This is a genomic window from Streptomyces yerevanensis (assembly GCF_000716805.1).
In the GTDB taxonomy this organism is placed as follows: domain Bacteria; phylum Actinomycetota; class Actinomycetes; order Streptomycetales; family Streptomycetaceae; genus Streptomyces; species Streptomyces flaveus.
The window spans coordinates 244,563-256,952 of the sequence record NZ_JNWJ01000007.1; the positions used below are offsets into that span (position 1 = coordinate 244,563).

The 12,390-nt window shown below is 68.7% G+C and carries 15 protein-coding genes and 3 tRNA genes; 13 read left to right on the forward strand and 5 right to left on the reverse strand.

The features are described from left to right. The first annotated feature begins 62 nt into the window (after positions 1 to 62). Complete coding sequence (locus OP79_RS09620) at positions 63 to 329, forward strand: GlsB/YeaQ/YmgE family stress response membrane protein (protein WP_033319601.1); 267 nt, start codon at positions 63 to 65, stop codon at positions 327 to 329. Positions 330 to 416: 87 nt separating this feature from the next. On the opposite strand, the gene OP79_RS09625 is transcribed toward OP79_RS09620, so the two are convergent. Next, positions 417 to 905 carry a YajQ family cyclic di-GMP-binding protein gene (locus OP79_RS09625; protein ID WP_033319602.1) on the reverse strand — a complete coding sequence of 163 codons (489 nt, stop codon included), beginning with the start codon at positions 903 to 905 and terminating at the stop codon, positions 417 to 419. Between the two features lie 200 nt (positions 906 to 1,105). Between OP79_RS09625 and OP79_RS09630 the strand changes: the two genes are divergently transcribed. Beyond that, positions 1,106 to 1,187 (forward strand) — tRNA-Tyr (locus tag OP79_RS09630). Between the two features lie 521 nt (positions 1,188 to 1,708). Next, positions 1,709 to 1,918 carry a hypothetical protein gene (locus OP79_RS09635; protein ID WP_033319603.1) on the forward strand — a complete coding sequence of 70 codons (210 nt, stop codon included), beginning with the start codon at positions 1,709 to 1,711 and terminating at the stop codon, positions 1,916 to 1,918. A 126-nt stretch (positions 1,919 to 2,044) separates the two neighbouring features. Here the strand turns inward: OP79_RS09635 and OP79_RS09640 are convergent, their stop codons facing one another. Further along, positions 2,045 to 2,425 carry a nuclear transport factor 2 family protein gene (locus OP79_RS09640; protein ID WP_245685261.1) on the reverse strand — a complete coding sequence of 127 codons (381 nt, stop codon included), beginning with the start codon at positions 2,423 to 2,425 and terminating at the stop codon, positions 2,045 to 2,047. 121 nt (positions 2,426 to 2,546) lie between these two features. Beyond that, on the reverse strand, positions 2,547 to 3,203 hold the full coding sequence (locus OP79_RS09645; protein WP_033319703.1) for an SDR family oxidoreductase: 657 nt from the start codon (positions 3,201 to 3,203) through the stop codon (positions 2,547 to 2,549). A 100-nt stretch (positions 3,204 to 3,303) separates the two neighbouring features. On the opposite strand from OP79_RS09645, the gene OP79_RS09650 reads away from it, so the two are divergent. After that, a complete protein-coding gene (locus OP79_RS09650) occupies positions 3,304 to 4,392 on the forward strand; it encodes a hypothetical protein (RefSeq protein ID WP_245685262.1) in 1,089 nt (362 codons plus the stop codon). Between the two features lie 149 nt (positions 4,393 to 4,541). Here the strand turns inward: OP79_RS09650 and OP79_RS09655 are convergent, their stop codons facing one another. Further along, the gene (locus tag OP79_RS09655) at positions 4,542 to 5,795 is read right to left on the reverse strand and encodes an amidohydrolase family protein (RefSeq protein WP_033319604.1); all 1,254 of its coding nucleotides are present in this window, start codon (positions 5,793 to 5,795) and stop codon (positions 4,542 to 4,544) included. 254 nt (positions 5,796 to 6,049) lie between these two features. Here OP79_RS09655 and OP79_RS09660 point away from each other — a divergent pair. The 9 genes from OP79_RS09660 to OP79_RS09700 all read left to right on the forward strand — a co-directional run bounded on the left by OP79_RS09660 (position 6,050) and on the right by OP79_RS09700 (position 11,301). Beyond that, positions 6,050 to 6,122: transfer RNA gene (locus tag OP79_RS09660), tRNA-Thr, on the forward strand. 45 nt (positions 6,123 to 6,167) lie between these two features. Then, positions 6,168 to 6,240, forward strand: a tRNA-Met gene (locus OP79_RS09665). Positions 6,241 to 6,327: 87 nt separating this feature from the next. After that, positions 6,328 to 6,492, forward strand: a complete 165-nt coding sequence (rpmG, locus tag OP79_RS09670; protein ID WP_003948671.1) for a 50S ribosomal protein L33 — start codon at positions 6,328 to 6,330, stop codon at positions 6,490 to 6,492. A 126-nt stretch (positions 6,493 to 6,618) separates the two neighbouring features. After that, entirely contained in the window at positions 6,619 to 7,071 is a 453-nt protein-coding gene (locus OP79_RS09675) for a MaoC family dehydratase N-terminal domain-containing protein (protein ID WP_033319605.1), read from the forward strand. Positions 7,072 to 7,076: 5 nt separating this feature from the next. Further along, entirely contained in the window at positions 7,077 to 7,505 is a 429-nt protein-coding gene (locus tag OP79_RS09680; protein ID WP_033319606.1) for a MaoC family dehydratase, read from the forward strand. 125 nt (positions 7,506 to 7,630) lie between these two features. Continuing rightward, complete coding sequence (locus OP79_RS09685) at positions 7,631 to 8,191, forward strand: TetR/AcrR family transcriptional regulator (RefSeq protein WP_033319607.1); 561 nt, start codon at positions 7,631 to 7,633, stop codon at positions 8,189 to 8,191. An 81-nt stretch (positions 8,192 to 8,272) separates the two neighbouring features. After that, positions 8,273 to 9,718 (forward strand): MFS transporter, encoded by a 1,446-nt coding sequence (locus tag OP79_RS09690; RefSeq protein ID WP_033319608.1) that lies wholly within the window; start codon positions 8,273 to 8,275, stop codon positions 9,716 to 9,718. Positions 9,719 to 9,805: 87 nt separating this feature from the next. Continuing rightward, the gene (locus tag OP79_RS09695; RefSeq protein WP_033319609.1) at positions 9,806 to 10,183 is read left to right on the forward strand and encodes a DUF3291 domain-containing protein; all 378 of its coding nucleotides are present in this window, start codon (positions 9,806 to 9,808) and stop codon (positions 10,181 to 10,183) included. 56 nt (positions 10,184 to 10,239) lie between these two features. Continuing rightward, positions 10,240 to 11,301, forward strand: a complete 1,062-nt coding sequence (locus tag OP79_RS09700) for a UDP-N-acetylmuramate dehydrogenase (protein ID WP_245685263.1) — start codon at positions 10,240 to 10,242, stop codon at positions 11,299 to 11,301. A gap of 9 nt (positions 11,302 to 11,310) precedes the next feature. Here OP79_RS09700 and OP79_RS09705 read toward each other — a convergent pair whose 3' ends face one another. Continuing rightward, a complete protein-coding gene (locus tag OP79_RS09705; protein ID WP_033319610.1) occupies positions 11,311 to 12,339 on the reverse strand; it encodes an adenosine deaminase in 1,029 nt (342 codons plus the stop codon). Positions 12,340 to 12,390 lie beyond the last annotated feature (51 nt).

Here is a 12,390-nt window from a genome sequence, read left to right on the forward strand (position 1 = left end):
AACACAGCCTGGCGGGAGCAAGATCACAGCACGGGTACAGCACGGAGGGGCAGGTTCACGGTATGGGCATCATCAGCTGGATCATTCTGGGGCTGCTGGCCGGCGCCATCGCCAAGTTCCTGCTACCGGGCCGTGACCCGGGCGGCTTCATCGGCACGACGCTCATCGGCGTCGCGGGCGCGTTCATCGGCGGCTGGATATCCGCCCGCTGGCTGGACCACCCGATCAGCAAGGATTTCTACGACGGCGCGACCTGGGCCGCCGCGATCGGCGGCTCGCTCGTCCTGCTGGTCGGCTACCGCGTCCTGTTCGGCCACTCGCGCAACTGAGTACGCACCCTCAAACCGCAGCCAGCAGGCGGGAAGGGTGGGCACCGTCGGTGCCCACCCTTCCCCGTGCGCGCAACAAGCACGATGTCACCGGTAGTTCACGAACTGCAGCGCGAAGTCGAAGTCCTTGCCCTTCAGCAGTGCGATCACGGCCTGCAGGTCGTCGCGGCTCTTCGAGCTGACCCGCAGTTCATCGCCCTGAACCTGGGCCTTCGCGCCCTTCGGTCCCTCGTCGCGAATGATCTTCGCCACCTTCTTGGCGTTCTCCTGGGAGATGCCCTCCTCGATGGAGGCGAAGATCTTGTACTCCTTGCCGGAGAGCTGCGGCTCGCCCGCGTCCAGGGCCTTCAGTGAGATGCCCCGCTTGATCAGCTTGGACTGGAAGACGTCGAGGATGGCCTTGACCCGCTCCTCAGAGTTCGCCTCCATCAGGATCTTCTCGCCGGACCAGGAGATGGAGGCGCCCACGTTCTTGAAGTCGTAGCGCTGCGAGATTTCCTTGGCGGCCTGGTTGAGGGCGTTGTCGACCTCCTGCCGCTCGACCTTCGAGACGATGTCGAAACTGGAGTCGGCCATGTCCTGTGGCTCCTTGTATCGGGGTGTGTGGGGCGGCCGTCGAGCCCGGCATCGGTCCCGGCCGCATCCGTATAAGCCTAGCCACCCCCATCCTCCGAGCGGCGATCAATCGGGTGGCGAAGCACCCCTGGGCATCGGGTATCGTTTACGTCGTTGCCACAGAGCACCACCGAAAGGCGGTTCGAAGGGCAGCAACCCCCGGCGGTGTGCCCGAGCGGCCAAAGGGAGCAGACTGTAAATCTGCCGGCTCAGCCTTCCCAGGTTCGAATCCTGGCGCCGCCACTTTGAGAGAGACCCTCTTGGGCCTGCGAGAAAGCAGGCCCAAGAGGGTCTCTTCATGTCGTCTCCCCGACCGGATGCCGTGCCACCCACCGGCCTGAGCTGTTGCGTCGGCCCCTCTCTCCTCCAGGGTTGAGCAAGCCGCTTCACGTAGCTGGAGTACGCCGGTGGTGAGTGTGGAACCGGCGCAGAAGAATCCGGCAGAGGCTGTCGATCCGGCCGGTTGCCGTTCGACGCATGGGTGAGAGCGGGGAACAGCCATGCTCTGCCGGTCGAGAGTCATGAGACGTGACCGCCCGGTGATCCGCTTCGAGACGGAACAAGGGGAATGTCATGCCAGGCTGCGCGTACACAACCTCACGGTCTCGCTGGACGGCTTCGCCGCCGGTCCAACCAGCAGCGCCTGGACGCGTCCTTCGGCGACGGATCGCAGAGCAGGAACCTGACCTCGGAGAAGGAACACGCTGCGGACTGGGGAACAAGTCGCACCGCGCGCCGCCGTCCGGCTTCGTACGCTGGTCCGTATGTCGTCACGCCGCAGGAACTGCCCCGAGTGCCGTCGCGAGATCGCCGTCGTCGCCGGGCGGTTCGCACGGCACGACCCGCCGGGGCGCGAGAGCGGGCAGCTCATGTCGTGCCCCGGGTCGCGTCGGCAGGCGCAGCTCGGGGCAGTCCAGCCGGGGCTGGACGAGTACGTCGTGCCGGACTTCCCCGGCCAGCTCCCTCTGTTCTGACCAGCTCCTGCACTCACTCCTGGGCCGACCGGCTCCCGCGGACCTCTTCCGACCAGCTCCGCCCCTCTGAGCCAGAGGTCAGTCAGACAGCCCTCCGAGCCAGAGACCAGCCGGAACAGCCAGACGTCAGGAGACAGGCCGTACGTCCATCCGGCTCACCAAACCCTCCGGGCCGAAGCGGTACACATGCTCGACCAGCTCCTGCGCCCAGTGATCGCCCGCATCATCCCGCAGCCCCGGCCGCACGGTGGCGACCACCCGCTGCCCGTCCTCGTCGAGGCGCAGCCCCTCCAGCCGTACGAGGGGATGCGCGGCCTCGAACTGCGCCGCCCAGTAGGCGCGTACCTCGTCGTGGCCGTGCAGCCGGATCCCGTCGGCGACGTTCGGCCAGTCCACGTCCGGGGTCAGGCAGTGCGGGACGAACGCGTCGCGTTCAGCGGTGCTGAAGACCTCGTACATCTTCCGCAGCAGGGCCTTCTGCGCGGCGGGAACCTCGGCGGCGGGCACGGGAACTCCTCGACTCGGGCTGACAGGACGTCCTCAGGCAACCACCGGCCCACGTCCGCCGCCGCCCCTTGCGTCGTGAGCGAACAGCACGGGCCCGACGAACTCAGCCTCCGTCATCGACTCAGTTCCCCGCCACTGACTTCACCGCCACGGAAACCGGCGCCGATCCGCTGATCAGCTCAAGCGTCAGCCCGGCCGTCGCCGGAGTGTCCAGCAGCTCCGCGAGGACGGCCGCGACGTCATCGCGCGGTATGGGCCCGCGCCCGGTGGACGCCTCCAGGCGTACGAGACCGGTGCCGGCGTCGTTCGTCAGCATCCCGGGGCGCAGGATCGTCCAGTCCAGGCTGTTGAAGCCGCGTATGTACGCATCGGCCTCGCCCTTGGCACGCAAGTACACATCGAAGACATCGTCCCCGGGATGCGACGGGTCCGCGCCCATCGACGACACCGCCACGTAACGCCGCACCCCGGCCCGTACCGCCGCGTCCGCGAAGAGCACGGCGGCACCCCGGTCCACGGTGTCCTTGCGGGCCGCGCCGCTGCCCGGACCCGCGCCTGCCGCGAAAACGGCGGCATCGGCGCCCTGCAGATGTGCGGCGACCTCCTCGATCGGGGCCGACTCCAGATCGCACAGGACCGGCTCGGCGCCGGCCGCCCGCAGATCGTCCCCGTGCTCGGGTCGGCGGATGATGCCCGCGACCTCGTCACCGCGCGCGGCGAGCAGGCGCTCCAGCCGCAGCGCGATCTGACCATGACCTCCAGCGATGACAATGCGCATGTCTTCGACCGTACGCCCGGACACTGACACGCGCCGCACAACCCTGTGGACAACTCATGAGTCTCCTGAGCGATCAACGAATTACGACAACGTTCGCTGAGTGCTGAGCTACGAGGGCGACGCCGCGTGGCGTCAAAAGGAGACCGTCATCATCGCCATGACCGCAACCATGACTGCCATACGCAAGCCCCTCACCGCGGCCGGTTGCGCCGCCGCCCTGTTCGCCGGTGCGGCCGCCTGCGGCACGGTCGAGAACCTCACCGCCGGGCAGAAGGTCGACCGCGCCGTCGAGGGACTCGGCGAACAGAAGTCGCTCTCCTTCGAGTTGGGGCTCCACGCCAAGCCGTCCGCGCTCACGAAACTGGCCTCTGAGGCGGAGCCGGGCGAGGAACTGCCGCCCGAGCTCGCGAAGTTCTTCACCGGGCTGCGCGTCAAGCTGTCCGTCGAGTCGAAGAAGCCGCTCGCCGACTCGGGCGAGAAGGACCTCGTCGGTGTGGGCATGCGGGTCTCGGGAGCCGACGGCGTCCTGGCCGAGTTCCGGGTCGTCGGGGACTTCACGTACTACCGCGCCGACATGGAGGCGCTCGGCGAGGTGACGGGCGTCCCGTTCCCCACGGCCGATGAACTCCCCGAGAGCGAGAAGGAGTTCAGGAAGGTCCTTGAAGGTGAGTGGGTCAAGGTCGACAACTCCGAACTCAAGCAGTCCGGCAAGGGCACCTCGGGCTCCGAGGAGATCGACACCAAGACCCAGCAGAAGATCCTCAAAGCCGTACGCGGTGTCGTCGCGCGCGAGGTCACGTTCAGCAACAAGGGCGGCAGCGACGGCACCGAGCGGATCGTCGCCGAAGCCTCGTTCCGCGACCTGCTCACGGGTGTCTTCGACAAGCTCCGGCCGCTGGCCGACGATCTTCCGGCAGGCACCGAACTGCCCACCGACAAGGACCTGAAGGAAGCCCCCGACAAGAAGATCGCCGTCAACTTCTCCCTGAAGAACGGCGACTTGACTCGCGTCTCGGTCAACCTCGCCGCCCTCGCGGACAAGCCGAAGGGCGCCCGACTCCCGCTCGTCCTCACCTTCGGCAAGGCATCCGACGTCAGCGCCCCGTCCGACGCCACCGAGGTGCCCGCAGGAGAGTTCGCGGGCCCCGGCAATCCGTTCACGAGCGGGATGCTGAGCGGCGGCTTCTGACGGCCGAAGTCCTCGGCGAGAGACCGTCGGCGCCCAAAGCCATCGGTACAGGTGAAAACACCGGCACGCGCGCGTGGATCTCAAAAACGTCCACGCGCGCGTGGACCCTCAAGATCCCGCCTCAGCCCAGCCCGCCCAACGCCCTCGCCTCAGGACGGCTCCCCCACCCGCCCCTGCCGGGGCAGATCCAAGGCCACAGCCGCAGCCGAGCCGCAGAACTCCCGCACCGCATTCGTCCGGACCACCACCCGGCCCTGGTGCACCACGATCCGGCTGTACGCCAGCGACAGCGCCCCCGCCAGCCGGTCCCCGCGCACGGCGAGCAGCTCGGCCGGGAAGCCGGCCTCCACCCGCACCTCGGGCAGCCCGAGCGCCGCACGCGCCGACGAACTCACCGCGTCGTACGCGTCCTCGGGCTGCAGCCCGTAGCGTGAGGCCAGCAGATACGCCGCCTCCAGCGGATCTCCGCGCCCCACAGGGTTCGTTACGTCCCTCAGGGCGCCGCTGCCCGCAACGACCCGTACCCCGGCCGCCCGCAGCAGTCGTACCGGAGCCGTCCCGCGCCGGTCGACGCCCGAACAGCCGCCCTGGGGCAGGCAGACGACGGTCACCCCGGCCGCGGCGAGCTGGTCCGCGGCCCGCGACGCCACCTCCGAGGGCAGCCGCCCGAGGCCGCCGCACGGGCTGAGCGTCACCCGGGGCCGTAGCCCGCCCGTCAACGCCGCGAGCCGCGCGAGCCGCGCCGGATCGTCACCGTCCGTGTGCAGATCGACCGGGCAGCCATGCTCCGAAGCGACCTCCAGGACCGTCTCCACATACCCCGTCGGATCGGGGTCGAGATCCGGACAACCGCCCACTACGGAGGCACCCATTTTCACCGCGTCCCGCAGCATCGCCAGCTCCTCGGCCCCGGCGAGCCCGGTCAGCACCCGCGGCATCGCCACCGCCGTCAGTTCGGCGAGTCCCCGCAGCGCGCGCCGCGCCTGGAGCACCGCCGCCAGCGCGCCGAGCCCCTGCACATCGCCGATGCGTACGTGGGAACGCAACGCCGTGGCCCCGTGCCCGAGGTGCAGCAACGCCGCCTCGGTCGTGCGGCGCTGGACGTCCTGATCGTCGTACGGGATCGGACCGTCGCCGTCGGCCGACAGGGCCGTGTCGGCGTGGGCGTGCGGCTCCGCGGGGGCCGGCAGGAGCAGATAGCCGGCGAGATCCACGCGCGTGGTGTGCATGCTGAGGCTGCCGGCCGTGCCGACCGCCTCGATGCGCCCGCCGCCCAGCCGCACGTCCACGGTCCGGCCGTCGGTGAGCCGCGCACCGCACAGCAGCAGGGCGGAGCCATCGGCCCGGCCCGACGAGGAACCCGACGACGAGGAAGGGGGCTGCTGCGGCCGGCTGTCGGGCATCGCGCTCCTGGGTCTCGGGCGGCTGCGCAGGGGAACGAGTGATCACGCAGCGTGAGTCGAGCCTAGGGTGGCTGACAGTGCGCTTCGAGGAGGAGCGGAATAGTCGTACCGGTGTGGTCCGCCGTGCATATGGGGCTGTTGGAACGCCTGTGGAGCCCCTGGGAGCTGCGCAGAACGCCGCGAGCGGGGCCGGACAGGTACGGCGAAACGGATTTGGGCGAACGGCGGCCGAGCGTGTAATGTCTTCATCGCTCGCCCCAATAGCTCAGTCGGTAGAGCGTCTCCATGGTAAGGAGAAGGTCTACGGTTCGATTCCGTATTGGGGCTCTGGTGTGAGAGGTCCCCGCCGCAAGGCGGGGCCGATCGCATCACAGCGGTGTAGCTCAGTCGGTAGAGCAAGCGGCTCATAATCGCTGTGTCACCGGTTCAAGTCCGGTCACCGCTACTGACAGTAGCCGATTGTGGGGTCGGTCCTTCGATCGGCTACTCTTCTGTGCGTTAATGTCCTATCCGTTCGTCAAGGAGCACTCCTGTGGCTGCCACCGACGTCCGCCCGAAGATCACGCTGGCCTGCGTGGAGTGCAAGGAGCGGAACTACATCACCAAGAAGAACCGGCGTAACAACCCGGACCGTCTTGAGATGAAGAAGCACTGCCCGCGTTGCAATGCGCACACCGCGCACCGCGAGACGCGATAAAACAGGCTCGTACACGAGGCCGTCCCCAGCTAACGGGGGCGGCCTCGCGTCGTTGTCGGCCGGCAGGGCCGACCGCACGCATGCTTGTTCCGGGCCATCACAGCGACCATCAGGAGGTACCGGGCCATGGCGCTCGACCAGTCCTTCGTGGGGCGGTCCTACCCGCCCACCGATCCCTATGAGGTCGGCCGGGAGAAGATCCGCGAGTTCGCGGAGGCAGTGGGGGATCCCAACCCCGCCTACACGGACCCGGAAGCCGCCAAGGCGCTCGGGTACGCCGATGTGATCGCCCCGCCCACCTTCGTGTTCGCGATCACCTTCAAGGCCGCGGGGCAGGTCGTCCAGGACCCCCAACTGGGCCTCGACTACAGCCGGGTGGTGCACGGCGACCAGAAGTTCGCCTACAAGCGCCCGGTGCGCGCGGGGGACCGGCTGACGGTCGTCTCGACCATCGAGGCGATCAAGTCCATGGCGGGCAACGACATCCTGGACATCCGGGGTGAGGTCCACGACGAGGCGGGCGAGCATGTGGTGACCGCCTGGACGAAGCTCGTGGCCCGCGCGGCAGAGGAGGGCTGAGACGTATGGCGGCGAAGATCGCGTACGACGACATCGAGGTCGGCACGGAACTGTCGGCTCAGAGCTTCCCCGTGACCCGCGCCACGCTCGTGCAGTACGCGGGCGCCTCCGGGGACTTCAACCCGATCCACTGGAACGAGAAGTTCGCGGTCGAGGTCGGTCTCCCCGATGTCATCGCGCACGGCATGTTCACCATGGCCGAGGCGATCCGGGTCGTCACCGACTGGGTGGGCGATCCGGGCGCCGTCGTCGAGTACGGCGTGCGCTTCACCAAGCCCGTGGTCGTCCCGAACGACGACAAGGGGGCCACGATCGAGGTCAGCGCCAAGGTCGCGGCCAAGCTGGACGACAACACCGTCCGCGTCGACCTCACGGCGATGAGCGCGGGACAGAAGGTCCTGGGGATGTCGCGGGCGGTCGTACGACTGGCCTGATGACACCGCAGAGTAAGGGGCACCCTCAATGGAGGCGTGCCCCTTACTCATGTGCTCTGCATGGCTCCCAGGGCAGCCCTTGACGTAGGTAGTGATTGGCCACTAACTTCATTCTCGTGGTCAGGATGAGTGCAGAAGAGAGGCGCGAGAGCGTCATCCGTGCGGCGGTGGGCGAGTTCGCCCGGGGCGGCTACTACGGCACGTCCACCGAGGCGATCGCCAAGCGGGTGGGTGTCTCGCAGCCGTATCTCTTCCGCCTCTTCCCCGGCAAGAAGGCGATCTTCCTCGCGGCGGCGGAGCGCTGTACCGAGGGCACCCGCCGTACCTTCGAGGAGGCCGCCAAGGGGTTGGAGGGCGAAGAGGCCCTGCATTCCATGGCGGACGCGTACACCAAGCTCATCGCGGAGCAGCCAGAGCTGCTGCTGATGCAGATGCAGATGTATGCCGCGGTGGGGGCTGCCGAGGAGGCGGGTGACCACGAGTTCGGTGAGGCGGTACGGGCCGGCTGGATGCGCCTGTGGGACACCGTCCACGTACCGCTTGGCGCTGACGTGAACGAAACCACGACCTTCTTGGCCTATGGCATGCTCGTCAACTGCCTGGTGGCCATGGGGTTTCCGCCCGAACACCGGGTGTGGGAGGGGCTCTACCCATCGGCCCGGACCAAGGGTCGGCTCGAACACTGAAACCGCAGTGGCGTAGATCGGTGCCTTCTCTGTGCCCGCGAAAGTTAGTCATCAATAACTAACCAGCTCTCTGGGGGAGAGATGTCACAGGAGACACCACGTCGCGGGGGAGCAGCCTGGGCCCTCGTCATCACCAGCGTCGCCGGGTTCATGGCGGCGCTCGACAACCTCGTCGTCACCACCGCTCTGCCGTCGATCCGGGAGGACCTCGGGGGAGGGATGGACGACCTGGAATGGACCGTGAGCGCGTACACGCTGACCTTCGCCGTGCTGCTGATGTTCGGTGCGGCGCTCGGGGACCGGTACGGCCGGCGTCGGCTCTTCCTCGTCGGCATCACGATCTTCACCGGCGCCTCGGCCGCCGCGGCCATGGCGCCCGGCATCGACTCGCTGATCGCCGCCCGCGCGGTGCAGGGTGTCGGCGCCGCGATCATGATGCCGCTGACGCTGACCCTGCTGACGGCCGCCGTGCCCGCCGCAAAACGCGGAATGGCGTACGGGATCTGGGGCGCCGTCAACGGGCTCGCGGTCGCCTCCGGGCCGCTCATCGGCGGCAGCCTCACCGAACACGTCTCCTGGAACTGGATCTTCTGGCTGAACGTGCCGCTAGGCCTGGCCCTGCTTCCGCTCGCCCGGCTGCGCCTCTCGGAGTCGTACGGCTCGGGTGCCCCGCTCGACATCGCCGGCACTCTGCTCGCCAGCGGCGGCTTGTTCGGCATCGTGTACGGCCTGGTCCGCGCGCCTGTCGTCGGCTGGACCGACGGACTCGTCCTTCTGGGCTTGTTCGGGGGTACGGCCCTGCTCGCCGGCTTCGTACACCACGGTAGCCATGCCAAGCATCCGATGCTGCCGATGCGGCTCTTCCGCAACCGGGCCTTCGCCGGAATCAACGCGGCCAGCCTGCTGATGTTCCTCGGGATGTTCGGCTCGATCTTCCTGCTCAGCCAGTACCTGCAGGGCGTTCTCGGCTACTCGCCCACCGAGGCGGGACTGCGGATGCTGCCCTGGACCGGTATGCCGATGCTCATCGCGCCGGTCGCCGGCTATCTGTCCGACCGGATCGGCGGGCGGCCGGTCGTCGCCGCGGGACTGTTCCTGCAGGCTGCCGGGTTGGGCTGGTTCGCTTCGATCGTCGAGACCGACACTTCGTTCGCCGCGCAGCTGCCCGCCCTGATCATCAGCGGCGTCGGCATGTCGCTTTTCTTCGCCCCGGCTTCCAGCCTGGTCATGTCCAGCGTCCGGGGGCAGGAACAAGGGATCGCGTCCGGTGCCAACAACGCACTGCGCGAAGTCGGCGGCGCGCTCGGCATCGCGGTGATGGCTTCGATCTTCTCCGCGCAGGGTGGCTACGAGACCGGCCAGACCTTCGTGGACGGACTCAGGCCCGCACTGTGGGTCGGTGCCTCCGCCGTGGCCGTGGCAGGCGTCGCCGCACTGCTCATCCCGGCTCGCCGTCGCACGGCCGAGGTACGGACACGGGACGACGAGGCGGCGCCCGCGCCGGTACTGGAGACGGCCTCGCGCTGAATTCGGAAACCGAACCCTCGGTTCGTCGCGAGTTCAGACAGCAAACCCACACGAGTTCGGAGATCAAACCCTAGAAGGAGACTGGTCATGCCCACCCTTCCCTGGACCGTGCCGAACATCCCACCGGAGCGCACCGAAGCGCACGTCTTCGCCTCCCGCTTCGAAACCCGCACCCTCTGGGGAGCGCTCAAGTTCCTCGCCAGGACGCCGGGTGTCTGGCAGCAGGTGCGCAAGGCTCCGGGCGCGTACGGGGTCTCCCTGAAGGCGGCGCCGATGCGGCGGACCTTCTGGACGCTGTCCGCCTGGGAGTCACCCGCGGCGCTCAAGGCCTTCGCCCGCTCCGGCACCCATGCGCCGACAGCCCGAGGACTCGGCCCTCAGATGCGAGACGCGAAGTTCGCCACCTGGACGGTGACCACCGACGACCTCCCGCTGGACTGGTCGGACGCGCTCCGGCGCCTGTAGCCGAGCCACACGGAGAACGGCCCCGCCCTGACCGGCGGGGCCGTTCTCGTACCCTTGTGCCCGTGCAGGAACTCCACGACGCCCCACTCGCCCCTCTGACCACCTTCCGGCTCGGCGGTCCCGCCGCACGGCTGATCACCGCGACGACCGACGCCGAGGTGGTCGCCGCCGTCCGCGAGGCCGATGACACCGGTACGCCGCTGCTGCTCATCGGTGGCGGCTCCAACCTGGTCATCGGCGACAAGGGCTTCGCGGGAACCGCCCTGCGCATCGCCACGCCCGGCTTCGAACTCGACGGTACGAAGCTGGAGCTGGCCGCCGGTGAGGTATGGACCGACGCGGTCGCCCACACCGTCGAAGCGGGCCTCGCAGGCATCGAGTGCCTCGCCGGAATCCCCGGCTCCGCGGGCGCGACACCCATCCAGAACGTAGGCGCGTACGGCCAGGAAGTGTCGTCGACGATCACCGAAGTGATCGCATACGACCGGAAGACCCGCGAAACGGTCACCGTTCCGAACGCCGACTGCGCCTTCTCATACCGCCACAGCCGCTTCAAGGCCGACCCCGAGCGCTTCGTCGTCCTGCGCGTCCGCTTCGCGCTGGAGGACGCGGACGGGCTCTCCGCGCCGATCAAGTACGCCGAGACCGCCCGCGCCCTGGGTGTCGAGGCCGGCGAGCGCGTACCCCTCGCGGCCGCCCGCGAGACCGTCCTGAAGCTGCGCTCCGGCAAAGGCATGGTCCTGGACCCCGAGGATCACGACACCTGGTCGGCAGGGTCCTTCTTCACCAACCCGATCCTCACGGACGAGGAGTTCGCGGCGTTCCACGCACGCGTGCAGGCGCGTCTGGGCACGGACGCCACCCCGCCCGCGTACCCGGCGGGCAATGGCCACACCAAGACCTCCGCGGCCTGGCTGATCGACAAGTCGGGCTTCACCAAGGGCTACGGCACCGGCCCCGCACGCATCTCCACCAAGCACACCCTCGCCCTCACCAACCGCGGCGAGGCCACCACCGAGGACCTGCTCGCGCTGGCCCGCGAGGTTGTCGCCGGAGTCCACGCCGCCTTCGGGATCACACTGGTCAACGAGCCGGTGATGGTGGGCGTCAGCCTCTGACCGGCCCTCTCACCCAGCCGGAGCCGTGAGCCAGGCGTCGATCTCGGAGAGAAGCTTCTCCTTGACGTCCCGGGGCGCAGCCGATCCCCGTACCGACTGCCGTGCCAGTTCGGCCAGTTCCGCATCGGTGAAACCGTGATGGCGGCGCGCGATCTCGTACTGGGCGGCCAGGCGCGAGCCGAAGAGAAGGGGATCGTCCGCACCCAGTGCCATGGGGACCCCGGCTTCGAAAAGCGTGCGCAAGGGGACGTCCTCCGGCTTTTCGTACACCCCAAGGGCCACGTTCGACGCCGGGCACACCTCACACGTGATCCCGCGGTCCGCGAGCCGCTTCAGCAGACGCGGGTCCTCGGCGGCCCGCACCCCGTGCCCGATCCGTGATGCGTCCAGGTCGTCCAGGCAGTCGCGCACCGACGCGGGACCCGTCAGCTCGCCGCCGTGCGGAGCGGCCAGCAACCCGCCCTCGCGCGCGATGGCGAAGGCCCGGTCGAAGTCCCGTGCCATGCCCCGGCGTTCGTCGTTGGAGAGCCCGAAGCCGACGATGCCGCGGTCCGCGTACCGCACGGCCAGACGGGCCAGCGTGCGGGCGTCCAGCGGGTGCTTCATACGGTTCGCGGCCACCAGGACCCGCATCCCGAGCCCGGTCTCGCGCATGGCCGAGTCCACCGCGTCCAGGATGACCTCCAGGGCCGGAATCAGCCCGCCCAGGCGAGGCGCGTACGACGTCGGATCGACCTGGATCTCCAGCCAGCCGGAGCCGTCCCTGAGGTCCTCCTCGGCAGCCTCGCGCACCAGCCGCTGAATGTCCTCGGGCTCTCTGAGGCAAGACCGCGCCGCGTCGTACAGCCGCTGGAAACGGAACCAGCCCCGCTCGTCCGTGGCGCGCAGCTTCGGCGGCTCCCCGCTGGTCAGCGCGTCGGGAAGATGGATCCCGTGCTTGTCGGCCAGCTCCAGCAGGGTGGTGATCCGCATCGACCCGGTGAAGTGCAGGTGCAGATGGGCTTTCGGCAACTCAGAGACATCACGTACGTGCTCCATCCCAAGATCCTGCCGTACGTCGCTGTCGAGTCGGTAGCGCTTTCCCCGAAC

Bases quoted from the DNA above. Each gene is read 5' to 3' on its own strand.
- OP79_RS09620 (WP_033319601.1), top strand. From the start codon at position 63: ATGGGCATCATCAGCTGGATCATTCTGGGGCTGCTGGCCGGCGCCATC.
- OP79_RS09625 (WP_033319602.1), bottom strand. From the start codon at position 905: ATGGCCGACTCCAGTTTCGACATCGTCTCGAAGGTCGAGCGGCAGGAG.
- OP79_RS09635 (WP_033319603.1), top strand. From the start codon at position 1,709: ATGTCGTCACGCCGCAGGAACTGCCCCGAGTGCCGTCGCGAGATCGCC.
- OP79_RS09645 (WP_033319703.1), bottom strand. From the start codon at position 3,203: ATGCGCATTGTCATCGCTGGAGGTCATGGTCAGATCGCGCTGCGGCTG.
- OP79_RS09655 (WP_033319604.1), bottom strand. From the start codon at position 5,795: ATGCCCGACAGCCGGCCGCAGCAGCCCCCTTCCTCGTCGTCGGGTTCC.
- OP79_RS09675 (WP_033319605.1), top strand. From the start codon at position 6,619: ATGGCGCTCGACCAGTCCTTCGTGGGGCGGTCCTACCCGCCCACCGAT.
- OP79_RS09680 (WP_033319606.1), top strand. From the start codon at position 7,077: ATGGCGGCGAAGATCGCGTACGACGACATCGAGGTCGGCACGGAACTG.
- OP79_RS09685 (WP_033319607.1), top strand. From the start codon at position 7,631: ATGAGTGCAGAAGAGAGGCGCGAGAGCGTCATCCGTGCGGCGGTGGGC.
- OP79_RS09690 (WP_033319608.1), top strand. From the start codon at position 8,273: ATGTCACAGGAGACACCACGTCGCGGGGGAGCAGCCTGGGCCCTCGTC.
- OP79_RS09695 (WP_033319609.1), top strand. From the start codon at position 9,806: ATGCCCACCCTTCCCTGGACCGTGCCGAACATCCCACCGGAGCGCACC.
- OP79_RS09705 (WP_033319610.1), bottom strand. From the start codon at position 12,339: ATGGAGCACGTACGTGATGTCTCTGAGTTGCCGAAAGCCCATCTGCAC.